The 23,400-nt window shown below is 62.5% G+C and carries 22 protein-coding genes; 6 read left to right on the top strand and 16 right to left on the bottom strand.

Going from position 1 to position 23,400, the window contains the following annotated elements; all coding sequences use genetic code 11:
• Positions 1-15 precede the first annotated feature (15 nt).
• Both NCS28_RS23390 and NCS28_RS23395 read left to right on the top strand, forming a co-directional pair.
• Complete coding sequence (locus tag NCS28_RS23390) at positions 16-1,428, top strand: MFS transporter (RefSeq protein WP_250516156.1); 1,413 nt, start codon at positions 16-18, stop codon at positions 1,426-1,428.
• 20 nt (positions 1,429-1,448) lie between these two features.
• The gene (locus tag NCS28_RS23395) at positions 1,449-2,327 is read left to right on the top strand and encodes an isocitrate lyase/PEP mutase family protein (protein ID WP_250516157.1); all 879 of its coding nucleotides are present in this window, start codon (positions 1,449-1,451) and stop codon (positions 2,325-2,327) included.
• A 21-nt stretch (positions 2,328-2,348) separates the two neighbouring features.
• Here the strand turns inward: NCS28_RS23395 and NCS28_RS23400 are convergent, their stop codons facing one another.
• Both NCS28_RS23400 and NCS28_RS23405 read right to left on the bottom strand, forming a co-directional pair.
• Positions 2,349-2,747 (bottom strand): RidA family protein, encoded by a 399-nt coding sequence (locus tag NCS28_RS23400; RefSeq protein WP_250516158.1) that lies wholly within the window; start codon positions 2,745-2,747, stop codon positions 2,349-2,351.
• Positions 2,748-2,774: 27 nt separating this feature from the next.
• A complete protein-coding gene (locus tag NCS28_RS23405) occupies positions 2,775-3,599 on the bottom strand; it encodes an isocitrate lyase/PEP mutase family protein (protein ID WP_250516159.1) in 825 nt (274 codons plus the stop codon).
• Between the two features lie 130 nt (positions 3,600-3,729).
• Here NCS28_RS23405 and NCS28_RS23410 point away from each other — a divergent pair, with 130 nt between their 5' ends.
• Positions 3,730-4,485, top strand: coding sequence for a COG4705 family protein (locus tag NCS28_RS23410; protein ID WP_250516160.1), 756 nt, complete (start codon positions 3,730-3,732; stop codon positions 4,483-4,485).
• Positions 4,486-4,533: 48 nt separating this feature from the next.
• On the opposite strand, the gene katG is transcribed toward NCS28_RS23410, so the two are convergent.
• The gene (gene katG / locus NCS28_RS23415) at positions 4,534-6,801 is read right to left on the bottom strand and encodes a catalase/peroxidase HPI (RefSeq protein WP_250516161.1); all 2,268 of its coding nucleotides are present in this window, start codon (positions 6,799-6,801) and stop codon (positions 4,534-4,536) included.
• A gap of 483 nt (positions 6,802-7,284) precedes the next feature.
• On the bottom strand, positions 7,285-7,818 hold the full coding sequence (gene fae / locus NCS28_RS23420; protein WP_250516162.1) for a formaldehyde-activating enzyme: 534 nt from the start codon (positions 7,816-7,818) through the stop codon (positions 7,285-7,287).
• 376 nt (positions 7,819-8,194) lie between these two features.
• On the opposite strand from fae, the gene NCS28_RS23425 reads away from it, so the two are divergent.
• The 3 genes from NCS28_RS23425 to NCS28_RS23435 all read left to right on the top strand — a co-directional run bounded on the left by NCS28_RS23425 (position 8,195) and on the right by NCS28_RS23435 (position 10,920).
• A complete protein-coding gene (locus tag NCS28_RS23425) occupies positions 8,195-9,178 on the top strand; it encodes a glycosyltransferase family 2 protein (RefSeq protein ID WP_250516163.1) in 984 nt (327 codons plus the stop codon).
• A 67-nt stretch (positions 9,179-9,245) separates the two neighbouring features.
• Positions 9,246-10,499 carry an aconitase X gene (locus tag NCS28_RS23430; protein ID WP_250516164.1) on the top strand — a complete coding sequence of 418 codons (1,254 nt, stop codon included), beginning with the start codon at positions 9,246-9,248 and terminating at the stop codon, positions 10,497-10,499.
• A complete protein-coding gene (locus NCS28_RS23435; RefSeq protein ID WP_250516165.1) occupies positions 10,486-10,920 on the top strand; it encodes an aconitase X swivel domain-containing protein in 435 nt (144 codons plus the stop codon). Before NCS28_RS23430 ends, NCS28_RS23435 begins: the two co-directional genes overlap by 14 nt.
• Here the strand turns inward: NCS28_RS23435 and NCS28_RS23440 are convergent.
• The 12 genes from NCS28_RS23440 to NCS28_RS23495 form a co-directional block, all read right to left on the bottom strand.
• A complete protein-coding gene (locus NCS28_RS23440; protein WP_250516166.1) occupies positions 10,907-11,596 on the bottom strand; it encodes a GntR family transcriptional regulator in 690 nt (229 codons plus the stop codon). The two genes, NCS28_RS23435 and NCS28_RS23440, sit on opposite strands and share 14 nt — an antisense overlap.
• 104 nt (positions 11,597-11,700) lie before the next feature.
• Positions 11,701-12,936, bottom strand: a complete 1,236-nt coding sequence (locus NCS28_RS23445) for a metal-dependent hydrolase family protein (protein WP_250516167.1) — start codon at positions 12,934-12,936, stop codon at positions 11,701-11,703.
• A gap of 16 nt (positions 12,937-12,952) precedes the next feature.
• On the bottom strand, positions 12,953-13,951 hold the full coding sequence (locus NCS28_RS23450; RefSeq protein WP_250516168.1) for a 4-hydroxyproline epimerase: 999 nt from the start codon (positions 13,949-13,951) through the stop codon (positions 12,953-12,955).
• Positions 13,948-14,850 (bottom strand): dihydrodipicolinate synthase family protein, encoded by a 903-nt coding sequence (locus NCS28_RS23455; protein WP_250516169.1) that lies wholly within the window; start codon positions 14,848-14,850, stop codon positions 13,948-13,950. Before NCS28_RS23455 ends, NCS28_RS23450 begins: the two co-directional genes overlap by 4 nt.
• A gap of 15 nt (positions 14,851-14,865) precedes the next feature.
• On the bottom strand, positions 14,866-16,113 hold the full coding sequence (locus tag NCS28_RS23460) for an NAD(P)/FAD-dependent oxidoreductase (RefSeq protein ID WP_250516170.1): 1,248 nt from the start codon (positions 16,111-16,113) through the stop codon (positions 14,866-14,868).
• Entirely contained in the window at positions 16,110-17,177 is a 1,068-nt protein-coding gene (locus tag NCS28_RS23465; protein ID WP_250516171.1) for a proline racemase family protein, read from the bottom strand. Before NCS28_RS23465 ends, NCS28_RS23460 begins: the two co-directional genes overlap by 4 nt.
• Before the next feature lie 2 nt (positions 17,178-17,179).
• Entirely contained in the window at positions 17,180-18,490 is a 1,311-nt protein-coding gene (locus NCS28_RS23470) for an MFS transporter (protein WP_250516172.1), read from the bottom strand.
• 322 nt (positions 18,491-18,812) lie between these two features.
• Positions 18,813-20,549: a M12 family metallopeptidase gene (locus tag NCS28_RS23475; protein ID WP_250516173.1), complete on the bottom strand. Its 1,737-nt coding sequence runs from the start codon at positions 20,547-20,549 to the stop codon at positions 18,813-18,815.
• 236 nt (positions 20,550-20,785) lie between these two features.
• The gene (locus NCS28_RS23480; RefSeq protein ID WP_250516174.1) at positions 20,786-21,355 is read right to left on the bottom strand and encodes a M12 family metallopeptidase; all 570 of its coding nucleotides are present in this window, start codon (positions 21,353-21,355) and stop codon (positions 20,786-20,788) included.
• Between the two features lie 338 nt (positions 21,356-21,693).
• Positions 21,694-21,915, bottom strand: coding sequence for an outer membrane protein assembly factor BamE (locus NCS28_RS23485; protein WP_250516175.1), 222 nt, complete (start codon positions 21,913-21,915; stop codon positions 21,694-21,696).
• A gap of 162 nt (positions 21,916-22,077) precedes the next feature.
• Positions 22,078-22,842, bottom strand: a complete 765-nt coding sequence (locus NCS28_RS23490) for a phosphatase PAP2 family protein (RefSeq protein ID WP_250516176.1) — start codon at positions 22,840-22,842, stop codon at positions 22,078-22,080.
• Between the two features lie 37 nt (positions 22,843-22,879).
• Positions 22,880-23,400 (bottom strand): hypothetical protein (locus tag NCS28_RS23495; RefSeq protein WP_250516177.1); only part of this gene is annotated, 521 nt, incomplete at its 5' end.

Here is a 23,400-nt window from a genome sequence, read left to right on the forward strand (position 1 = left end):
CACTGGAGACACGACATGCTGAGCACCGATGGCACGACCATAAGCACCGTAAGCGCCGGCCCGCGTCTGGACCGATTACCGATCTCCGGCTTTCACAAGCGCGTGCTGTGGCTGATCGGCGCGGGCATGTTCCTCGATTCGTTCGACATCTATCTCGCGGGCGGCGTGCTCGGCGCGTTGACCAAGAGCGGCTGGTCGACGATGCAGCTCAACGCCGCGTTCCTCTCGTCGACGTTCGTCGGCATGCTGATCGGCGCGTTCACGGCGGGCGTGCTCGGCGACGCCAGAGGCCGCAAGTTCACGTATCAGTTCAATCTCGCGGTGTTCGGCCTCGCTTCCATTGCGGGCGCGTTCGCACCGAACATGACGTGGCTTATCGTGTGCCGCTTCTTCATGGGGCTCGGGCTGGGCGCGGAGATCGTCGTCGGTTATGGATCGGTCGGCGAGTTCATGCCACCCGCCGTGCGCGGCAAGTGGTCGGCGTATCTGTCGCTCATCACGAATTCGGCGCTCTTTTTCTCGACGTTTCTCGGCTATCTGATCATTCCGGCGATCGGCTGGCGCGCGATGTTCGCGATCGTCGGCATCGGCGCGATGATCGTGTGGGTCATCCGCAAGAAAATGCCCGAGTCGCCGCGCTGGCTCGAATCGAAAGGCCGCTACGCCGAAGCCGAAGCGATCCTGCGCGCCGCCGAAGAAGAATCGTCGCGGCACGCGCCGCTGCCGCCCATCGACGACGCGCCGCGCACCGTGACGAAGAAGACCACGCTGATCGAGCTGTTCTCGCCCTCGCAGTTCCGCCGCACGTTCGTGTCGATCGTCGTGCAGATCGCGGTCAACATGGTGATCTACGGCTTCATCGTCTGGGTGCCGACGTTCCTGATGAAGCAGGGCATCGGCATGGCGTCGTCGCTCGGCTATTCGACGTTGATGTCGCTCGGCGGCCCCGCGGGCGCGCTCGTCGGCGTGCTGATCGCCGACCGCGTCGGGCGCAAGAACGGACTGATCGCGGTCGCGGCGCTCGCGGCGGCGATCGGCTGGCTTTACGGCCACTCCACCGGCGTCGCGATGGCCACGCTGCTCGGCTTCCTCCTCTTTACGCTAACGTATCTGATGGTCGCGCTCGGCATCGCGACGTACATTCCCGAACTCTTCGCGACCGAGAACCGCATGCGCGCGAACGGCATCGCGGGCTGCGCGGGACGCGTCACGGGCATCCTCGCGCCGCAGCTCGTCGTCGTGATGTACACGGCGGGCGGCGTGAAGGACGTGCTGTCGATGATCATCGGCGCGCTCGTCGTGATGGCCGTCGTGCTGGCCGTGTTCGGCATCGAGACGAATCGCCGTTCGCTGGAAGACATCGCCCCTTCGCCCGATGCCGATGGCGCGCTCGCGGCGTCGGCGCTTTCGCACGAATCGCATCGTTGAAACTTTCTGAGGAAACCGTCATGAGCGTCACGCATGAAAGCAAGCGACAGGCACTGAAAGCGCGTTTCGCGCGCAAGGACATCGTCACCGCGCCCGGCATCTTCGACATGATCTCCGCGAAAATGGCCGATTCGATGGGCTTCGATTGCCTCTACATGACGGGCTTCGGCACGGTCGCGTCTTATCTCGGCTTGCCCGACGCCGGGCTCGCGACTTACACCGACATGGTCGATCGCGTCGCGGCGTTTTGCGGCGGCACGAACACGCCGATGATCTGCGACGGCGACACGGGTTATGGCGGCTTGCTCAATGTCGCGCACACGGTGCGGGGTTACGAGCAGGCGGGCGCGGCGGGCATTCAACTCGAAGATCAGGAATTCCCGAAGAAGTGCGGGCATACGCCGGGGCGGCGCGTGATCGCAACGGAAGACATGGTGCGCAAGATCAAGGTCGCGGCGGAAAGCCGTAGCGACGGCGACTTTCAGATCGTCGCACGGACCGATGCGCGCACGTCGCTCGGGCTCGACGAAGCGCTGCGCCGCGGCGAGGCCTATGCGAAGGCGGGCGCGGACGTGTTGTTCATCGAATCGCCGGAGAGCGTGGAAGAGCTGGAGACGATCGGGCGTACGTTCGATATGCCCTTGCTCGTGAATGTCGTCGAAGGCGGACGCACGCCGCAACTCGCGCCCGACGAATTGCAGAAGCTCGGATTTTCGCTGGCGATTTATCCGGCGTCGGGGTTTCTGTCCGTGGCGAAGGCGCTGAAGGATGTCTACGGCGAAATCCTCGCGCGTAAAGGCACGCAAGGCACCGTCGGCACCATGTATCCGTTCTCCGAGATGTGCGAGCTGATGGGTTTTCCGGAAGTCTGGGCGTTCGATCGGGCGCACGCGGACTGACGTTATCGACCATAGCGACGTTCAGGCCACCGCCGCCACGCAGTCGATCTCGATGTCGAATCCTCCCGGCCATGCCGGCACGTTGACGAAGATGCGTGCCGGCGGGTTCGGCCCGAAAAAGCGCGCGTAGACCGCGTTGACGACGGGGAACGCATCGACGGACGTGCAGTAGACGTTGCACTTCAACACCTGATCGAGCGACGAACCCGCCGTCTCGACGCACAGCTTCAACTGCTGCAACACCAGTTCGGTCTGACGTTCGATAGTCGCATCCGCAACGACCTCGCCGGTCTGCGGATCGAACGGCGGAAAGCCCGACACGTAGACCGTATCGCCGTGGCGCGTGACGGCGGACGTCGGCGCCTTGAAGCGTTCGAGCCAGGTCGAAAGCGGTTCGACGCGGATGATTTCGCGAGCCATTGTCATCGTCCCCTTTACGGTGAAGAACTACGCCCGCGCCTCGAAGATTCCGTTCAGATCGTTGCCCGCCGCCGCGTCCTTGAAACCGTCGAAGCGGCCATCGGCGAGGCCTTGCGCGGCGCGTATGAAGCCGCCCCACGCCGCGCGCGCGAGCCCTCCGCCGACGCTCACGCGCCGCACGCCGAGCGCCGCGACATCGCTCAAGGTGAACTCCGACACGCCGCCGATCAGCAGATTCACCGGCTTCGATCCGACGGCCTTCACCACCGCTTCGATCTGCTCGCGCGTCTTGATGCCGGGCGCGTAGAGACAGTCCGCGCCGGCATCGGAATACGCTTTGAGGCGCGCGATCGCATCGTCGATATCGGGCTTGCCCGCGAAGAAATTCTCCGCGCGGCCGACGAGCAAGGTGTCGCCGCCGGTTTCGTCGATCGCGCGCCGCGCCGCTTTCATGCGCGCCACGGCGACATCGACCGGAAAGAGAGGTGACGATGCGTCCCCCGTCGAATCTTCGATCGACAAGCCCGCGACGCCCGTTTCCACGGCGAGCTTCACGCTCTGCGCGACCTCGTCCGGCGTTGCGCCGAAGCCGCTTTCGAAGTCCGCGTTCACGGGCAGATCGGTCGCTTCGACGATCTCGCGCAAATGCGCGAGCACCGCGTCGCGCGTGACGTGATTGTCCGCGTGGCCCTTCGACCATGCGAAGCCCGAACTCGTCGTCGCGAGCGCCTTGAAGCCGAGCGTCGCGAGATAGCGCGCGGAACCGGCGTCCCAGGGATTCGGCAACATGAAGCAACCGGATTCGTGCAGCGTGCGAAAGGCGGCGCGTTTCTCGGCGACGGTGCGGGGCATGGCGTGTCTCCTGTGGAATTCGAGTCCGAACACAGACGATACGCGATCGTTCGAAATCGCGCTGATCACTAAGCCTCTCTTAAGCGAGCACCCACTACGCTCGAGCCTTTACTCATCGATGAGAGACGACATGGAGCACGCAAAACATGCGCTCGCCAAGGTTCCCGAGCTGACCCTGGCGTTCTGGATCATCAAGATCGCGGCGACGACGCTCGGCGAAACCGGCGGCGACGCGCTCTCGATGTCGATGAATCTCGGCTATCTGATAAGCACGTTCATCTTCGCGGCGGTGTTCGCGGTGGCCGTGATCGCGCAGATCAAGGCGGACCGTTTCCAGCCCGCGCTCTACTGGATCACGATCATCGCGACGACGACGGTCGGCACCACGCTCGCCGACTTCGCCGACCGCTCGCTCGGCATCGGCTATGCGGGCGGGAGCGCGATCCTGCTGACGCTGCTGCTCGCATCGCTCGCGGTGTGGCATCGTGCGATGGGCTCGGTTTCCGTATCGACGATCGCATCGCCCAAAGCCGAAGCCTTCTACTGGATGACGATCATGTTCTCGCAGACGCTCGGTACCGCGCTCGGCGACTGGACCGCCGACAGCGCGGGCTTCGGCTACACGGGCGCGGCGCTGATCTTCGGCGGCCTCTTGCTGCTGATCGTGCTTTTGTATTACTTCACGGAGATGTCGCGCACCGTGCTGTTCTGGAGCGCGTTCATTCTGACGCGGCCGCTCGGCGCGGTGGTCGGCGATTTTCTCGACAAGCCGGTCGCGAACGGCGGACTGGCGATGAGCCGCTACGGCGCGTCGATCGCGCTCGCGATGTTCATCGTCGTGTGCGGATTTTTGTTCAGGCAGCGGCCTGCGCGCGCGGCGCATTGAGAACGCCGGCAAGAAAAAGGCGGTCCCGAAGGACCGCCGCGTTGCCGCTTACTGCTTCTTCAGATCGAAGCGATCGAGATTCATCACCTTCGTCCAGGCCGCGACGAAGTCATTGACGAACTTCTCCTGCGCGTCGCCGCTCGCATAGACTTCGGCGAGCGCGCGCAGCACCGAATGCGAGCCGAAGATCAGATCGACGCGGCTGCCGGTCCACTTCCGCTGACCCGTCTTTCGATCGCGTCCTTCGAACACATCGCGCCGCGACGACACCGGCTGCCACTCCGTATCCATGTCGAGCAGGTTGACGAAGAAGTCGTTGGTGAGCGTTTCGGGCTTGTCGGTGAAAACGCCCAGCGCGCTCTTCGAGCCGGACACGTTCAGCGCCCGCAAGCCGCCGACGAGCGCCGTCATCTCCGGCGCGGTCAGCGTCAGCAATTGCGCCTTGTCGATCAGCAGCGACTCGACCGGCACGCGCACGTTGGACTTGACGTAGTTGCGAAAGCCATCGGCGACCGGTTCGAGCGCCGAGACCGAAAGCACGTCCGTCTTGTCCTGCGTGGCGTCCATGCGGCCCGGCGTGAACGGCACCGTGACCTTCTGACCGGCCTGCTCCGCCGCCTTTTCGATGGCCGCGCCGCCCGCCAGCACGATCAGATCGGCGATCGAAATCTTCTTGCCGCCGGACTGCGCGCCGTTGAACTCTTTCTGGATGCCTTCGAGCGTCGACAGCACCTTGCCGAGTTGTTCCGGATCGTTCGCTTCCCAGTCTTTCTGCGGTGCGAGACGAATGCGCGCGCCGTTCGCGCCGCCGCGCTTGTCAGAGCCGCGAAACGTCGATGCCGATGCCCACGCCGTCGATACCAGCTCGGAGATCGACAGCCCCGACCCCAGCACTTTCTGCTTCAGCGCCGCGACATCCTGATCCTCGACGAGCGGATGATCGACTGCAGGAATCGGGTCTTGCCACAGCAATTCTTCCTGCGGCACTTCCGGCCCGAGATAGCGCGCCTTCGGACCCATGTCGCGGTGCGTCAGCTTGAACCACGCGCGGGCGAAGGCGTCGGCGAACTGGTCGGGGTTCTCCCAGAAGCGCTTGGAAATCTTCGCGTATTCCGGATCGAGACGTAGCGACAAGTCCGTCGTCAGCATGGTCGGCTTGATCTTCTTCGACGCATCGTGCGCGTGCGGGACGGTTTCGGCCGAATCCTTCGCGACCCACTGGTTCGCCCCCGCCGGGCTCTTGGTCAGTTCCCATTCGTGACCGAAGAGGCTTTCCCAGAAGCCGCTGCCCCACTTCGTCGGCGTCGTGGTCCAGGTGACTTCGAGGCCGCTCGTGATCGTATCCGCGCCCTTTCCGGAGCCGTAGCTGCTCTTCCAGCCGAGGCCCATGTTCTCCAGATCCGCGGATTCCGGTTCGGGACCGACGTTATCGGCCGGACCCGCGCCGTGCGTCTTGCCGAACGTGTGGCCGCCCGCGATCAGCGCGACGGTTTCCTCGTCGTTCATCGCCATGCGCGCGAACGTCTCGCGGATGTCGTGCGCCGCCGCGAGCGGATCGGGATTGCCGTCCGGACCTTCCGGATTGACATAGATCAGACCCATCTGCACCGCGCCGAGCGGATTCTCCAGATTGCGGCCGCCGTCGGTGCGGCTGACTTCCTCGCCGTGCTTCTCGGCGTCGGCGGTGATCACGCCCTGATCTTCGTCGTTGCCGGCCGCGCCTTTGCCGTAGCGGACATCGCCGCCGAGCCAGGTCTTTTCGTTGCCCCAGTAGACGTCCTGATCCGGCTCCCACGTGTCCTCGCGTCCGCCCGCGAAGCCGAAGGTCTTGAAGCCCATCGTTTCCAGCGCGACGTTGCCGGTCAGAATGATCAGATCGGCCCAGGACAGTTTCTGGCCGTACTTCTGTTTGACCGGCCAGAGCAGCCGGCGCGCCTTGTCGAGGCTGACGTTGTCGGGCCAGCTATTGAGCGGCGCAAAACGTTGCTGGCCGCGGCCGCCGCCTCCCCTGCCATCGCCGATGCGGTAGGTGCCGGCGCTATGCCAAGCCATGCGGATGAAAAGCGGCCCGTAGTGGCCGAAGTCGGCCGGCCACCACTCTTTCGAATCGGTCATGAGCGCCGCGAGGTCTTGCTTGACCGCGGCGAGATCGAGGCTTTTGAAAGCCTCGGCGTAGTCGAAGTCCGAGCCGAGCGGGTTCGACTTGCCGGAATGCTGACTCAACAGATCCACACGTAGTTGCCGCGGCCACCAGTCACGGTTCGTCGTGCCGGTGCCGGCGGCATGGTTAAACGGGCATTTCGATTCGTTCGACATGCGTTATCTCCTTGCGAGGACGTACCCACTAGTTCTTTTGCTACTTACCACCAAGGTGTCGGATTCGTGCTTCTCGTGCTGCACGGACCCGATCCGGTAAGGGATTTCGCTGCGTCCATCGGGCGATGCGTGAATCGTCCGACAGTCTTCCTCAAGTTAGAAAATACGTGAGACCGACGCTCAATAGAATGCGATTTTTGCAATGCCGCTGATAGGGGGCGGCTATAGGGAGAGGGCGATTTTGCGGTGTGACGGTATATGCTGCAGCGCACGATCGGGATCGCTGTGATTCGTCATGAACGCTCCTTCATGATCGCGTATGAATAAAGCCTGACGCGCGCGCTTTGCCACGGACGCTCAGTCTAGCAGCGTCTCGCGGGCTTGACAGGCGCAGCGCCGAATTCGCAACTCCCAGCCAGAACATTATGTCGGATGCCTAACTATCCAGGACGCTTCCCTCGCCGCTATCGGGAAGCAAGCCTGTCAGCTCCAGTCATCCATATCGTGCTTGATGCTGTGCCGGTTCGCGATGAGTTCCTCCACGCTCGGCTCGTTGTTCATCGCGCGCTGAATGGCGAGTTTCGTCGCCTCGTAGTTCGTGCGATACATGTCCTTCTTGTCGAGGTTGGCGTCCGTCGCGCAACGCGGATCGATCCACACCAGGCTGATGATGCACAACTCGCTGGCCTGATCCCTCGGCAGAATGCCTTCGATGAGGCAATCGACCACCGCGTCGGCGGTTGCGCTCTGCACCACGCCGCCGAAGAGGTCGATGTTCGCCATGTCCTTCAGCGTGACCTTCGGGACGATCATCGTTGCGGGGCGGACCATCTGGTTGCACGCGCGGATCGCGAACATGGCCGTATGTCCTTTCGATTGCGCCATCATGTTGGCGAACGCGTGGCCGACCGGCCCGTCGACGCGGCCGATCAGGATTTCCGGCATCGCATCGGTCGCCTGTCCCGACGCGGCCAGCACGGTTGCCTCGCCTGCGCGAAACGTCAAATCCAGACTCATGAGCACTCTCCTTTAACGGCTGAACGATGGTTCGATAATCGAAGGGACACCCGCACGCAAGGACGATGCCACGACCGCCGCGCCAACGCATCGATCGTCGGGCAGCGACAGACTGCTCTCACCGCGTGACACTCTGATCGACGAATAGTGAAACGACCGCACCGATTGTTCACCCGGTCATTAACGGCGATAGATAGGATGTCTTAAGTATTAAGTGCAAGGCGAAGTCAATTAACGGTAACAAAATGCGCCTGCATAACCCTTAGTCCAAGCTGGCAATAGTCAATGACCCTAATACCGGCATCTGACACAGCACGTAGAATCCTTGGGCACTTGTCGTTCTACTGAAAAAATCCCGAAGTGGGGATTCACATACATGCAAGCACCGCCCAAAATCAGTGTCCTGCTGCCCGTGTACAAAGTTGAGCCGTACATCGAAGAATGCCTCGACTCGCTTCTGTCGCAAACATCCACCGACTTCGAAATCATCGCCGTTGACGACAGCAGTCCTGATCGATCCGGCGAAATGACTTCCCGCATTCTCGAGAAGCAAAGCAGAATTCCGTGGAAGCTTATTAAGAATCTCGAGAACAGGGGACTCGCCGAAACCCGCAAGATCGCCGCAACGGCGGCGCGCGGCGAATATGTTCTGTGCGTGGACAGTGACGATCATGTTCACCACGATCTCATCCGCAGAGTGATAAACGAAGCCGAGGCGCACAACGCGGACGTCGTGGTCTTCGCCGCCGAAAACATCACGCCGGATGGCAAGATCAATTACCGCGTCGAAACAGGCGACGCCGTCATCACCGGGGTGCAGGCGGTCGAGAAAATCCTGGACCTGTCGTTGCAGGCTTATTGCTGCAACAAGCTCGTGCGCCGATCGATCTTCCTTTCGGTGGAACATCCGACTGGACTCATATATGAAGATATTTGCGTATCGGTGCAGACGCTCGGTAAGTCCAACACCGTGCGGCTCATTCCCGATACGTTATACGAATACATGTATCGAGAATCGGGAATTTCTACACGCTTCAACCCGAATATCGTGGACCTATTTGCCATTATCGATCGGGTGGAGAAAATTACGGCGTCGATGCCAATACCAAATTACCGACGGTTGCTCTTCAGGCTGAAATATATCTACGCGTTCCGGACGATCGCGTTTCAGGCCGCGATAAAGGCGCCGACCTATCGGCTGGCGAAACCGATTCTCTTCAGCGTGTCGGAGAAACTGCGTCTCGCGCACCTGCTCGGCATGTGCTCGGATCATCGGCCGAAGCTGTCCATCGTCATGGCGATGCTGAAAATCCATCCGTGGATTTTCTATTGCTTCGTGCGCCGTTTCGGACGAAGGTAGTCCGCACAGCATCGGGCCGATCCGTTATGCTGCGCTGTCATTATTCAGCGCTGCGTAACCGTACCCGATGCTCACTCTTTCCCCACGCGACACCGCGATGCTCGAAGGCGATCTCGGCGATGGCCTCGCGCTCGCGATGCGCATCGTCGCGGCGACGGCGCGCGTCATGGACGCCGATACGCTCATCGACATCTCGTCCGCGCATATCGACGGCTGCCTGTATCACGGCGCGGCGAGCCTCGATTTCGTCGCGCGCTTCGTCGCGAGCGGCGCGAAGGTCGCCGTGCCGACCACGCTCAACGTCGGCTCGCTCGATCTCATCCATCCCGAGCTGTTCCGAGGCGATGCGCATATCGCGAGCGCGGGCAAGCGGCTCATGCAGGCGCATATCGAACTCGGCTGCGAGGCGAGCTTCACGTGCGCGCCTTATCAGCTGAAGCATCGTCCGAAGCTGGACGATCAGATCGCGTGGGCCGAATCGAACGCGATCGTCTTCGCCAACTCCGTGCTCGGCGCGCGCACGAGCCGCTACGGCGATTTCCTCGATCTCGCCGCCGCGATCACCGGCCGCGTGCCGAACGCGGGCCTGCATGTCACGGCGAATCGCGCGGCGCGCATTGTGATGGCGGCGCCCGATCTGAGCGCGTCGCCGCATCGCGATGCCGATTTTGCGGCGCTCGGCTTCCTGCTCGGCAGCGAGGTCGGCGCAACGGTCGCCGCCATCACCGGCCTGCCCGACGACACCACCGAAGACGAACTGAAAGCGCTCGGCGCGGCGGCGGCATCGAGCGGATCGGTGGCGCTCTTTCATGCGGTCGGCATCACGCCGGAAGCCGCGACGCTCGATGCCGCGCTTCAGCAACCCGCGCCCGCGCCCACGATCGCGGTCAGCGCATCGGACCTGCAGGCCGTGCGCAAGCGCTGGAACCGCGCGAAGCCCGGCGATGCGCTCGCGGCCGTCGCGCTCGGCACGCCGCACTTTTCCGTCGAAGAATTCCGCACGCTCGCGTCACTCTTCGATCGACATGAAGGCGCGCCGCGCTGCGATATCTATGTGAACACGAGCCGCTTCGTGCTCTGGCAACTCGAAGAGGATGGCATCGCGCAGACGCTGGCGGAGCGCGGCGTGCAGATCGTCGTCGATACCTGCACGTACATCACGCCGGTGATGAGGCAAGTGAGCGGTCTTGTGATGACCAACTCGGGCAAGTGGGCGCATTACGCGCCGGCGAACATCGGTGTGACGGTGGCGTTCGGCAGCATGAGCGAATGCGTGCGATCGGCGTTCGAAGGAAAGGTGTGCATCGATGAAAACGTTTGAGGCCGTCACACTCGTTCCGGGCCACGCGCGTGCTGTTGGCATCGCGTTGCTGCCGCTGAGTTTCTGGGGCGGTTACGACGCCGAACGCGGCGTGATCGTCGATGCCACGCATGCCGGTCACGGCCAGAGTCTCGCGTCGCGCATTCTCGTGATGCCGCGTGCGCGCGGATCGAGTTCGAGCAGCAGCGTGCTCGCCGAAGCGCTGCGCAACGGCACGGGGCCCGCGGGCATCGTGCTCACGGAGCGCGATCTGATTCTGTCGATAGGCGCGATCGTCGCGAACGAACTGTATGCGTCGGATGTGCCCGTCGTGATGGTCGATGAAGCCGCGTTCGCGCAACTCGCAACCGCCGATGCTCACATCGACATCGACGCACGCAATGCGGCGCGGCCCGCGAGCGTGCGCCTCATCGCGCCATGATCGCATCGACCACCGAGATGATCTGCTGCCCCGCCGTCTTCACGTGCTGTTCGAGCAGCTTCGCGCCGAGTTCGGCGTCGCGCTTTCGGCATGCGTCGATCAAGTTCATGTGCTCTTCGTGCGACTGCTCGCGGATCGGCACCTGCACGACCTGAAAGCGGAAATAGCGGTCGCTGCGATCATGCAGGCCGCGCAGCATCTGCAACGTGATATCGCGCTGCGCAGGCAGGTAAAGCGTTTCGTGCAGACGCCAGTTCAGTTGGCCCCACACGCCCGAATCCGCGTGATCCATGTCGCCGACGAGCTGCTCGGCTTTCGCGATTTCGGCATCGGTGATATGCGGAATCGCTTGCGAAAAGAGCCACGGTTCCAGCCGCAAGCGAATCTCGAATGTCTCCTGCACTTCTTCTATCGACAACTCTGCGACATACGCGCCCTTGTGCGGCACCTTCGTCAGTAAGCCTTCGCCTGTGAGCCGCGTGATCGCCTCGCGAATCGGCACGCGACTAACGCCGAGTTCGTCGGCGAGCGCTTCCTGACGCAGCACTTCGCCCGGTGCAAGGTCGCCCGAGAGGATGCGTTGCCGGATCGCTGTCGTGACGAGTTCGACCGTCGTCGTGCGGACGATCTTGTGGGTGGAATCGGTTGAGCTCGGTTTTATGGCGACCGGAGGCATGTGCTTCTTTAACGCTTATTCGTAGGGTTGCGGCATCGTAGCACGCCCCGAAGGCCGCCCCAGCAAGGGGCGAGCCGCAGGAAGTCCCCTTGCGGGACGCGGGTTCAGCGCAACGTCTCCCGCACCCACGCGCCGTTCTTCATCACGCCCGCGATGCGTTCGCCCTGTCCCGTGAGCACGCGAATATCCTTCAGCGGATCGCCATCGACGACGAGCAAATCCGCGTACGCACCCGGCGCGACGACGCCGAGTTTGCCCTTCATGTTCACGATCTCCGCGCCGAGCGCCGTCGCCTGACGAATGGCCTCGAAAGCGCCGACGATATCCGCGCGTATCGAAAGCTCGTCGCTTTGATACTGATGCATGTCGCCGAGCAGATCGGTGCCGAGGCCGATCTTCACGCCGCGCGCGTGCAGCATCGCGAGCGCTTCGAGGCCGCGCTTGCGCACCGACTCGTTCTTGTCGAGCGTGTCTTTGGCGAGGCCCATCTGCGCGCCGACCTTCGACATCGCGTCATACGTGACGAGCGTCGGCACCGCGTATGCGCCGTGCTCGGCCATCACGCGCGCGGCTTCTTCGTCGATCAGGTTGCCGTGCTCGATCGTGCGCACGCCGAGCCTCACCACGCGCGCAATCGCCTTCGCGGTGTACGCATGCGCCATCACATAGGTCTGGTGCGATTCCGCTTCCTCGACGGCCGCCTTCACTTCATCGACGGAGAATTGCAGGTTGCCGATAGGATCGGTCGGCGACGCCACGCCGCCCGACGCCATGATCTTGATGTGGTTCGCGCCCGCGCGCATTTCCTCGCGCACGGCTTTGCGGATTTCATCGACGCCATCGACCACGCGCCCGATCGCGCCCATGTTGCGATTGCATCCGCACGGGTCGGGGTCGGAGTTGTCGAAGCGCTCGCGGAAATCGCCGTGGCCGCCGGTCTGCGAAAGCGCCTTGCCCGCGACGAACAAACGCGGCCCCGCGATCACGCCATCTTCGATCGCGCGCGACAGCGCATAATCCGCGCCGCCCGCATCGCGCACGGTCGTGAAGCCGCGATTGAGCATGCCCGCGAGAATCGGCACGGCGCGCAGCACGGCGAACGTGTTCGGCAAACGGCTGTTGTTGCCCAGATGCGCGACCGATGCGATCACATGCACGTGGCAATCGATCATGCCGGGCATCACCGTCTTGCCGCCCACATCGATCACCTGTGCGCCGCTCGCTTGCACCGGTTCGCGCGTGACATCGCGAATCGTGTTCCCTTCGATGACGATGGAATAGCGGCCGTCGTCGCGCTCGTGATCGGCGTCGAGCACGCGGGCGTTTTTCAGTATCAGCATGACTTGATCTCTCCCGTTATTTCAGCAGGAATCCGTGCGCGAGCGGATCGCGGTCATCGACGAAAATCGTGTTGTGGCCGGTCACGCGCGCCCAACCTTCTATGCCCGGCACGATCGCCTGGTAGTCACCGACGCGCGCCGCGTCCATCGGCGTGCCTTCGAACAAGGTGCCGATGATGCTCTCATGCACGAAGCGCTCGCCGATCTTCAACTGCCCCTTCGCGACGCGCTGCGCCATGCGCGCCGACGTGCCCGTGCCGCACGGCGAGCGATCGATGGCCTTGTCGCCGTAAAACACGGCATTGCGCGCGCTCGCGCCGTCGACTGTCGGCTCGCCTGTCCACATGACGTGACTGAGGCCGCGTATCGCGTCGTTCTCCGGATGCACGAACGTGTACCGCTCGTTCGCTTTCTGACGCAGCAGCGGACTCAGGCGCTGAATGTCGGAAGGCTTCAGCGCGTGCAGGCCGTCATGGTTGCGCTGCGCTTCGACGATCGCATAGAAGTTGCCGCCGTACGCGACATCGAAACGAATCTCGCCGAGTCCTTCGACTTCGACGGACAAGTCGCGCGAATGCAGAAACGACGGCACGTTGACGAGCTGCACGGAATCGACATGCTCGCCGTTCATCCGGTAACGCGCGACGACGAGACCCGCGGGCGTATCGAGCCGCAACACGCCGGGCTCGCGCGGGCGCACGAGTCCGTGTTCGATGGCCGTCGTCACGGTGCCGATGGTGCCGTGCCCGCACATCGGCAGGCAGCCGCTCACTTCGATGAAGAGAATCGCGAGATCGCAATCGGGGCGCGTCGGCGGATAGAGGATGCTGCCGGACATCACTTCGTGGCCGCGCGGCTCGAACATGAGCGCGGTGCGAATCCAGTCGAATTCGCGCAGGAAATGCGCGCGTCGTTCGATCATGTTCGCGCCTTCGAGCGGCGGTGCGCCGCCCGCGACGACGCGCACGGGATTGCCGCAGGTGTGTCCGTCGATGCAGAAGAACGTGGATTTCATCGCGCGAGCGCCTTCACGTTCGCGATCGCCTTCTCGACGATCTCGACGGTCCGCCGCCGCTCTTCGCCTTCGAGCATCAGGCGCGGCGCCTTCACGTATTCCGGATAACCCGCCGTGATGTTTTCCGCGAGCTTGATGTACTGCACGAGCTTAACGTGCGTGTCGAGATGAAACAGCTCGATCAGCGCGCGATAAAGCGCGCGCGCCTTGTCGTAATCGCCATCGACCGCGTAGTTCAGCAAGTCGACGGATTCCTTCGGCATCGCGTTCGCCATGCCCGAGACCCAGCCCTTCACGCCGAGCGCGACCGATTCGACGATCAGATCGTCGACGCCGCAAAACACGACGAAGCGCTCGCCGAAGCGCGCATAGAGATCGGTGACGCGCGTCGTGTCGTAGGTCTCTTCCTTGATCGCGACGACGTTCGCTTCGTCGGCGAGTTGCGCGAGCAGGTCGGGACGCATGTCGACGCCATAGCCGCGCGGGTTGTTATAGATCATCAGACCGAGCTTGGTCGAGCGCGCAATCGACCGATAGTATTCGACGGTCTCGCGATCGTCCGAGCGATACGTGAGGCCCGGAAACACCATCAAGCCTTGCACGCCGATTATTTCGGCATCCTTTGCAAATTGCATTGCGTTGGCCGTGTTCAGTTCCGCGAGACCGGATATCACAGGCACGCGCCCGTTCACCGTTTCGACCGCGATCTTCAGCACCGTGCGCTTTTCCTCGGGCGTGAGTTGCGCGTTCTCGCCGACCATGCCCATCATCACGACGCCGCCTACGCCGTTGTCGATGAGACGGTTCAAACCGCTCACGATTGCATCGCGGTCGAGCGAGCCGTCTTGCTTGAGCTTCGTCGTGACGGCGGGGAATACGCCTTTCCAGTTCACTTGCATAGTTGCTCCTCCAATTTAGAAACGGGCGATCGAATACGGACCGAGCGGCACGCGCGGCGTACGGCCCGCGAGCACATCGGCGACGAGCGCGGCGGTCGTCGCCGATTGCGTCAAACCGAGATGACCGTGACCGAACGCATAGACGACCGACGGCATGCGCGGCGATGCGCCGATCACCGGCAGCGAATCGGGCGTTGCGGGGCGATTGCCCATCCATTTCGCGGCGTCCGTATCGTCGATACCGGGAATGAAGCGCTTGCCGAGCGTGAGCAACGCGTCGCTACGACGATAGTTCGGCGGCGCATCGGTGCCCGCGAACTCCGCCGCGCCGCCGATGCGCAAACCGACGTCGAGCGGCGCCGCGACGAACTTGCGCTCCGCAAAGATCACTTCGCGCGTCGGCCCGACGCCGTGCTTCGGCAGCGTCGCGTTGTAGCCGCGCTCGCTTTCGAGCAAAACGCTATCGCCGATGGACTTCGCCAGCGCCGCCGACCACGCGCCCGCCGCGATCACGATGCGCCGTCCTTTCACGCGATTGCCGTCCGCCAGCACCACCGAATCCGATGCATCGATCGCACGCGCTATGCCCGTTACGAAGCGCGCGCCGAGCGCACGCACGCGCTCGCGCAGCAGCGTCACGATGCGGCGCGGATCGCCGATATGCGACCAATCGTCGAGAAACACGCCATGCCTGAACACCGGCGCAAGCGACGGCTCGCATTCGCGCACCTGCTGCGCGTTCAGCGCATGCCAGCTCACGCCGAGCTCGCGCTTGAGCGCCCATTCCGTCTGGTCGGCGGCGAAGGCTTCGTCGGTTTCATAGACCGTCAGCGCGCCGCGGCGATAATGCATCGCGCTCGCGCCGATATCGTCGAACATGGGCACGATGTCGTCGTAGACGCGGTTGTTCAACAACGCGAGCGCATGCGATATCGCCTGATAACGTTCCGGCTCGCTCGCGCGGCGAAACGCCATGAACCACGGCAGCGCCTTCGGCAGATGCTTCCAGTCGAGCGCGAGCGGCCCGAGCGGGTCCATCAGCCATGTCGCAACCTTCGTGAACATGCCGTGCACGGCGATCGGCGTGCTCTCCGTGACCGCAATGCCGCCCGCGTTGCCATGCGACGCGCGATCGCCCTCGAAATCGCGATCGACGATCGTCACGCGCGCGCCGTCGCGCAGCGCGGCCCACGCGCAAGCCAGTCCGACGATGCCCGCGCCGATCACGACGACGTCCGCCATTTCTTCATTTGTCACGCTCATAGGCCGGCACGCGACTTGATGAGCTTGTCGTCGACGGCTTCGCACCACGTATCCGCGAGCGTGAAGCCGGTCTGGAAGCGATCGGTCGGATCGACGCCGACTTGCGAGATCGCGGTAATCCAAGCCTGACCTGCGACGACCGGCACGACCGCGGGCACGTCGCCGAGGCGCGTGACCGAATCGATGCGGCTTTCGAAGACCGACCCGATGATCGACTCGTGCAGGAAGGTCTCGCCCACGTCGATCAGCCCTTTCGCGTGCATCACCGCGAGCCGCGCGGAGGTGCCGGTGCCGCACGGCGAACGGTCGCAGCGGCCCGGCGACACGATCACCGTGTTGCGCGATTTCAGCACGCCCTTCTCGCGCGACAGCGGCCCGGCGAACTCGGTCATCGTGATGCCCTTGATGAGCGGATTTAACGGATGCGGCGAAGGCAACTGCGCCGCCGCCGCGGCCTTGATGACCTGCCCGAGCTCGCACAACTCGCGCGCCTCGTCGGGCGCGATGCGAAAGCCGAGCTTCTCCGCATCGACGATCACGTACGTCATGCCGCCATAGGCGACGTCCACAGTCAGGCTGCCGATGCCTTCTACCTCGATCGTCCTGTCCAGATGATTCGCGAACGCGGGCTGATTCGTGAACTCGACCTTCGTGACCTTGCCGTTCGCGCACGCGCAGCGCAGATGGATGAGCCCCGCCGGCGCTTCGAGCACGAGCTCGGTGACGGGCTCGACCATCGGCAGGATGCCGGTTTCGAGCAGCACCGTGGCGACGCACATCGTGTTCGAGCCGGACATCGCCGGATACTCGGTCGATTCCGCGATCACGTAGCCCATTTGCGCGCGCGGGTCGGTTGCGGGCAGCAGGAAGTTCACGGTCTGATTCGCCGATCCGCGCGGCTCGAAGATGCAGATGCGGCGCAGGTCGTCGCGCACCTCTTCCAGATGCATCATCTTGTCGAACATGGTCGCGCCGGGCACGTCCAAAACGCCGCCCGTCACCACGTTACCGACTTCGCCTTCGGCATGGCAGTTCACCACTGTAAGCGTTCGATTCCAGCGCATGTCTATTGCAGCGGCGCGTGCGCCGTCTCCTTGATGGTGAAGACCGTGATCGTCGAAAGCAGCGCGGCGAGCATCACGAAGTACGCGGGCGAGAGCGGCGAGCCCGTCGCCTTGATGAGCGCGATGGAGATCATCGGCGCGAAACCGCCGAACACCGCGTTGGCGATGCCGTAGCCGATCGACATCCACGTCGTGCGGATTTTCGTCGGAAAGAGCTCGGACAACACGGCAGGCCCGACGCCCGAGAAGATGCCGATGATCACGCCGCCCAGCACCTGCACCGCGCCGACGATCGCGGCCGATTTGTATTCGAGCATCAGATGAAAAATCGGATACGGCAGCACGAGAAACGCGATGCAGCCGATCGTATAGATGGGCTTGCGTCCAAAACGGTCCGAGGCCGCGCCCCAGAACGGAATCGACGCCGTCATCACGATCAGGCCCGCCGTGTTGAGCCAGAGCGCCGTCGACGCATTCATGCCGACGTACTTCGTCGTGAACGACGGCAGATAGTTGAGCAGCACGTAGAGCGAGACCGTCCACACGATCACGAGTCCGCAGGCTTGAAGTCCGAGCAGCGCGGGCGCGCGGCCCTTCGCTTTGGGCGCTTCGTCGCTTGCGCTTTGATAGACCGGCGTCTCTTCGCTGCGCTTGCGGATGATCCAGCCGATCGGCCCGATCACGATCGCGCCGACGATGAACGGCACGCGCCAGCCCCAGTCGAGCAGCGCTTCCTGGCTTAGCAGCGTCGTCATGAGCGCGGCCGCGCCCGAACCGAGCAGCATTCCGCCGAGCGTGCTGCATTGCTGGAAGCTGCCGTAGAAGCCGCGCTTGTTCGGCGGCGCCCATTCGACGAGAAACGCGACCGCGTTACCCAGTTCGCCGCCGACGGAGATGCCCTGCAACATGCGCGCGGCGACGAGCAGAATCGGCGCCATGATGCCGATGGACGCATAAGTGGGCAGCAGCGCCATGAAGAGCGTGGCGGCGGCCATCAGCGGCATGACGAAGGTGAGCGTCCACTTGCGGCCTTTCTTGTCGCCGAGCCAGCCGAAGATGATCGCGCCGAGCGGACGCGCGGCGAAGCCCAGGCCGAACGCGCCGAAGGTGCCGAGCATCGCGGCGAAGTCGTCGCCGGCGGGAAACATCACTTTGGCGATGACGGTCGCGAGGAACGCGTACGTGCCGAAATCGAACCATTCGAGGATATTGCCGACGACGGCGGCGGTCACCGCGCGGCTGGATTTGGATGAGGTTGTCGGTGAATCGCCGGAGATGTAGGAGCTGGCAACGGCGTTGGCGCGGTCTGTCATCGGGACTCCCTCGTTCGCGTGGGGTGCGGTTCCGATGGATTGTGCGCCCATGTTAAAATTGAATCAAGGATTTTGGATCCAAAATTGAACACGAATTTCTGGCTGCTTTGGCTCCAGTTTTATCTTCCCGTGGGCGCTTCAACTATTGGCCCTCAAAAAACAACTGTCGCGATGGACTTCGCAAGCCCGCGCGGTCATCTCAAGTTGAACCGGAGCCTGGACTCGAAGTAGACGAAGAATCGCCCTCGAAAGCTCATCACGAGGAAAAGGCCTCGAAACTTTCGAGGCCTGCGGTTTCTTCTATCTAATGAATCGCTGCGTCCTAGCGTGAAACGAACACAAACGGAGCGATGCCGCCGTATCCCGCGCCGCTGCTGAACGATTTCAGCCCAAGATCGATGCTCTTGTAGCTACCGTCGGCCTGCGGCTGCAACTGGCTGACGGACCACGTCCCGTTCCTTTCGAAGAGAATGGATTTGGTTCTGGGTTCGTATTGCAGATAACCCAACAGGTTGGACGCCGCCATCAGGCTCGTCTTGTTCCCGCTCGTCACGTCGTAGAGGATGATCGGACTCGGACCCGTGTAGTTGTCGTCGCCGAAAAGGATCTGCTGGTTGCTGATTGCCGCGAGGAACTTCGGCTTCTTCTCCGGCAGGTCGGCCAGCACGCGCATGTTACCGCTCGTCAGATCGAGTTCCGTCAGACTGCCGTCGCCGGTGTACGACGTGAAGCTGAGGAAGTAAGCTTTCTTCGCGTCTGGCGTAACCGCGAACTGATCCCTGATCGTGCTCGATGCAGAGCCGACCGGATAGGCACGCGCGATCGAAGCGCTGGCCGTGTCGATGCGAAGGATCTGCAGCTTCGTACCGGGCGCGTTTGTCAGTGCATAGATGCTATTGGCATCGTCCTTGGCCGTCGCTAGCTTGATCAGGCTATAGCCTTCCGGCAGCACGATGTTCTTCATCAGTTGCCCCGAGTCCGTGTCGACGACGCTGATCCTGTTCTTGTTCGACACGTAAACCTGATTGCCTTCGTAAGCGGGTTGCAGGTTATAACCGGTAAAGGTCGTCAGCAGCGGAGCGATGGGCGTGACCCGAATGATCGTGTTGGTCGCGGTGTCGATGGTCGCCAGATCGATCGACGTCGAGCTTCTCTCCAGAAGCACATGCAGGCGTTTGCCATCGGCGCTCGCGAACATCTGATCGGCTTGCTTGTAGTCCTCCGTCAGCGACAGGTCGATCGAGGCCTTCACTTCACGCGTCGAGAAATCGTATGCGGTCACCTGGGCGGGAGCCTGGGCGCGCGTCAACGTGTAGATGGTTTCCTTGGGTCGGGGCGGGCCATAGAATCTCTGAACCATCTCGATGTCGGTGGCGCTAAGTTTGCCGTCGCCGTTCCACTTCGGATTGCAATAGTTCATGATCGAGGCAAGATCCCACTCGCCGACCATCGTGTCGCCTTGATTGCCCTGTGCAGGCTCGATGCATGACGACGGCGTATCCGGCCGATTCTGTTCATGCGCAAAACCCAGCGCGTGACCGAATTCGTGCGCAGCGATCCGGCGAATGCAATACTCCTTGCGCCCTTGGCAACTCGGGCTCCAGTTATTGAAGGTGAAATTCAGCGCCATTCCGCCCCGGGCATTGTTCAGCCTCGCGCCCAAATTCCATGTATGCGGCGCGCTCCCGGCAATGTCCTCGACTGAAATCCGAATTCCGTAGTAATTCGGTTCGTTCGCGCACTGCTGCCAACCGCTGAATTCGACGCCGGAGTGCTGTTCCCAAGTCTCTTCGACCGCGGAACGACTCCAGTTGCGCTCCGCGGAATACCGCGCGAAATCCGCGTCGTTTAAATCCCAGCAAACACCGATGGGCACTCGATCCCAAATAACGGTCGACAAGGCATAGCCCTTTCCCGTGGCCCTATCCTGCGCCGCCGATTGTTCGACCGAAGCCCTACCCGTTGAGCCAAGCGCGTCGTTGCCGCCGTCACTTCCGCCGCAACTACTAATCAGTATTCCTGCCAATAGAGCGAGCAGTACCCCTCGTAACCCTTTCATCTTTATTCTCCGTTATAGATACCCCATGCGTTCTCACGCACGGGTCGGCGAAGTATATTTTCATCATGTAATCAAATTGGAATGTACATTACATAATTTTTCCAAATTCTTTGGATCGTCGTGTCAATGCGAGCTTGGTCGCTTCTTCGCAATCGTTTGATAGGCGAGCGCCGCAGAAGGCAAGCCGATTGCAGATATCGCCTGACCGCGACTAGCGAAGTTAACGTTTGAACGACTCACCGCGGCCCGTAAAACATCTGCGCCATCACGATATCCGTCGTGCTGAGTTGGCCGTCGCCGTTCCAATCCGGATTGCAGTAGTTCATGATCGATGCCAGATCCCACGCGCCGATCAGCGTATCGCCGTAAGTGCCTTGCGCAGGCTCATTGCAAGTCGATGGCGTGTCCGGCCGGTTTTGCTCATGCGCGAAACCCATCGCATGACCGAACTCGTGCGCGGCGATATTGCGAATGCAATACTCCTCACGTCCCACGCAACTCGGACTCCAATTCCTGAACGTGAAGTTGAACACCATTCCTCCGACTACATTGTTCAACTGCGTTCCGAGTCCTTGGGTATGCGGTCCGTTCACGGCGCTGTCCTCGACCGAGATCCGTATGCCGTAGTAGTTCGGATCGTTCGTGCATTGCTGCCAACCGGTGAACGTGACGCCGGAATGCGTCTCCCAGCTTGCTTCGACCGCGAGACGGCTCCAGTCGCGCTGGTTGGCATATAGCGCGAAGTCGGCATTGCTCAGATCCCAGCAGACGCCGATCGGCATCTGCTTCCAGATGACGGTCGACAAAGCGTATCCCTTGGCAGTGGCCTTTTCCTGCGTGTTGGATTGCCTGGCCGCGGAACTGACTGCGTCGGTGTTGTCGCTTCCGCCGCACCCGGTAAGCAGCATTCCTAACAATAATGCAAATACCCACGCACTGAATCGTTTCATCTTCTCTCCGTGATTGCGGACCGCGCATCATCGCGCACAGCAGGAGAAGTATATTTTCTAATGCGCTACGAAAATGGAATGCTCATTTCATAGTATTCACGGAAAGCATCGGGCTTGCGCGACATTAGGCACATTGACGCGCCCAAAGAAAAAAACCCCACGACGCTGCGTGGGGTCTTTATCGCTTTCGGGATTCAACGAAGCCCGACTTCCTTGGCCCGCGTCACGTTGCACGCGGCATGCTCCGTGAATACAACGCGATTCTGATTGTTGTAATAGACCGACCACCGGTCGACGCCATGCTCCTTGAATGCATATTCGGTGCACTGCGAGTGCCACGGTCCCCAGTTGCCGTCCGGCGGCCCGAGATGGTCTTCGACGTCCGCGCGTGTCATGCCGATTTTCACGCGGCTCATGTACGCCTGCGGATCGGGATCCTTGCTGAAGACTGAACATCCGTTCAGGCCGATCAAAATCAGGAACAGTCCTACAACGCCACATGCTTTTGCTTTGACCATCGCTTCAGCCTCTCAAAAAAGGTCTGAAACTACCGGCATCGCGATGGCAGAACAATCGAACTAATCCGAAAGTGTGCGTGAACGCCGCCGCGCCAGTTCCGCGACACCGATGCACGCCGCCAGCCACGCGCCACCCGACGCGAAACCGCCTATCACATCGCCGGGAAAATGCACGCCGATCACGAGGCGGCTTGTGCCAATCGCCAGCACGATGAAGCACACCAGCGCGACGATCAGCGGATCGCGGCGCGTCGGTGCAAGGCGCAGCAGCACGTATGCGCACATGCCGTAGCAGACGATCGATCCGAACGTGTGACCGCTCGGAAACGCGAAACTTTCGGGCAGCGGCACCGTCGAGCCGGTGGGGCGGTCGCGGCGCATCACCGCCTTGAGCGCCTGATTGAGCAGGCCGCCCGCGCTCGTGACCGCGGCGAAATACACGGCGAGGCCGAAGCGGCGCGTCAGGATCAGCGCCGCGCACATGAGCGCGCACAGCAGTGTGAGAAACCACGGATCGCCGAGATGCGTGAGACGGGCGAACCATTGCGCGATGAAGGCGGGCGTGCCGTCGCGCACGGCGTCGAGCAAGCGCTGATCCGCCGATGAAAACGCCGTGCCGTGGGCGATGCGCATCGCAATGCCGACGAATACCGCCGTGCCCAGCGCGACCATCGCGAGCGCCGACACCGCGACCATCGAACGGGATGCTGGCTTCCCGCGCGCGACCCAAGCCCACGCGCAAGCCGCGATGGCCGGAACGACGAAGAGCACGATCGCAATGATCGCCACCGCATGGCGTTGCGCGAGCGCCGTGTATTCCGTCATGTCCTGTTTCTCCGATTTGCCCGGCGCTCGCGCGGGCTCAGGACGCGGCTGCGCTCCCTTCCGCTTCGAACGGCCTTTCCCACCCGAATGCCTGTCCGCGCGCGACGGGTTTATCCACGACGAGCACGCCGCAGATTCCGCCAGGCATCGGCAGCGTGAGGGCACGCCAGTCTGCCGGAGAGCCGTCGTCACCCGCCCGCGTCCTCCCGATCCGCGCCGCTTCCTCCCACATGTGCTTTCTGGCAGCCGCGTCGTGAGCACCGCTCGCTTCAACGGTCAGTCCAAGCCCTATTCTCGTCGATGCCACTGCAATCACGATCCAGATGCCCGAGTACGCGACATCGACATGAATCGCGCCCTCGACGAGCGGATGCGTGACGACGATGCGTTCGCCGGGTTCGTCGCCGACGCCCACTTCGCGCGGCTCGCAATGGAGCATGTGGGAAAGCACGAGCCGCAGCGTCGCGCGCGCGCCCCCCCAACCCCCCCCCCCCCCCCCAATCGCATGCACCCCCGCCCCGTATCGCTCCGCGCGACTGAGCCCCCTCCCCAAAAAAC

Source organism: Caballeronia sp. INDeC2 (genome assembly GCF_023631325.1).
Classification (GTDB): Bacteria; Pseudomonadota; Gammaproteobacteria; order Burkholderiales; family Burkholderiaceae; genus Caballeronia.

What these genes read in the sequence shown, in the direction of transcription:
- NCS28_RS23390 (WP_250516156.1), top strand. Translation starts at nt 16, where the DNA reads ATGCTGAGCACCGATGGCACGACCATAAGCACCGTAAGCGCCGGCCCG.
- NCS28_RS23395 (WP_250516157.1), top strand. Translation starts at nt 1,449, where the DNA reads ATGAGCGTCACGCATGAAAGCAAGCGACAGGCACTGAAAGCGCGTTTC.
- NCS28_RS23400 (WP_250516158.1), bottom strand. Translation starts at nt 2,747, where the DNA reads ATGGCTCGCGAAATCATCCGCGTCGAACCGCTTTCGACCTGGCTCGAA.
- NCS28_RS23405 (WP_250516159.1), bottom strand. Translation starts at nt 3,599, where the DNA reads ATGCCCCGCACCGTCGCCGAGAAACGCGCCGCCTTTCGCACGCTGCAC.
- NCS28_RS23410 (WP_250516160.1), top strand. Translation starts at nt 3,730, where the DNA reads ATGGAGCACGCAAAACATGCGCTCGCCAAGGTTCCCGAGCTGACCCTG.
- katG (WP_250516161.1), bottom strand. Translation starts at nt 6,801, where the DNA reads ATGTCGAACGAATCGAAATGCCCGTTTAACCATGCCGCCGGCACCGGC.
- fae (WP_250516162.1), bottom strand. Translation starts at nt 7,818, where the DNA reads ATGAGTCTGGATTTGACGTTTCGCGCAGGCGAGGCAACCGTGCTGGCC.
- NCS28_RS23425 (WP_250516163.1), top strand. Translation starts at nt 8,195, where the DNA reads ATGCAAGCACCGCCCAAAATCAGTGTCCTGCTGCCCGTGTACAAAGTT.
- NCS28_RS23430 (WP_250516164.1), top strand. Translation starts at nt 9,246, where the DNA reads ATGCTCACTCTTTCCCCACGCGACACCGCGATGCTCGAAGGCGATCTC.
- NCS28_RS23435 (WP_250516165.1), top strand. Translation starts at nt 10,486, where the DNA reads ATGAAAACGTTTGAGGCCGTCACACTCGTTCCGGGCCACGCGCGTGCT.
- NCS28_RS23440 (WP_250516166.1), bottom strand. Translation starts at nt 11,596, where the DNA reads ATGCCTCCGGTCGCCATAAAACCGAGCTCAACCGATTCCACCCACAAG.
- NCS28_RS23445 (WP_250516167.1), bottom strand. Translation starts at nt 12,936, where the DNA reads ATGCTGATACTGAAAAACGCCCGCGTGCTCGACGCCGATCACGAGCGC.
- NCS28_RS23450 (WP_250516168.1), bottom strand. Translation starts at nt 13,951, where the DNA reads ATGAAATCCACGTTCTTCTGCATCGACGGACACACCTGCGGCAATCCC.
- NCS28_RS23455 (WP_250516169.1), bottom strand. Translation starts at nt 14,850, where the DNA reads ATGCAAGTGAACTGGAAAGGCGTATTCCCCGCCGTCACGACGAAGCTC.
- NCS28_RS23460 (WP_250516170.1), bottom strand. Translation starts at nt 16,113, where the DNA reads ATGAGCGTGACAAATGAAGAAATGGCGGACGTCGTCGTGATCGGCGCG.
- NCS28_RS23465 (WP_250516171.1), bottom strand. Translation starts at nt 17,177, where the DNA reads ATGCGCTGGAATCGAACGCTTACAGTGGTGAACTGCCATGCCGAAGGC.
- NCS28_RS23470 (WP_250516172.1), bottom strand. Translation starts at nt 18,490, where the DNA reads ATGACAGACCGCGCCAACGCCGTTGCCAGCTCCTACATCTCCGGCGAT.
- NCS28_RS23475 (WP_250516173.1), bottom strand. Translation starts at nt 20,549, where the DNA reads ATGAAAGGGTTACGAGGGGTACTGCTCGCTCTATTGGCAGGAATACTG.
- NCS28_RS23485 (WP_250516175.1), bottom strand. Translation starts at nt 21,915, where the DNA reads ATGAGCCGCGTGAAAATCGGCATGACACGCGCGGACGTCGAAGACCAT.
- NCS28_RS23490 (WP_250516176.1), bottom strand. Translation starts at nt 22,842, where the DNA reads ATGACGGAATACACGGCGCTCGCGCAACGCCATGCGGTGGCGATCATT.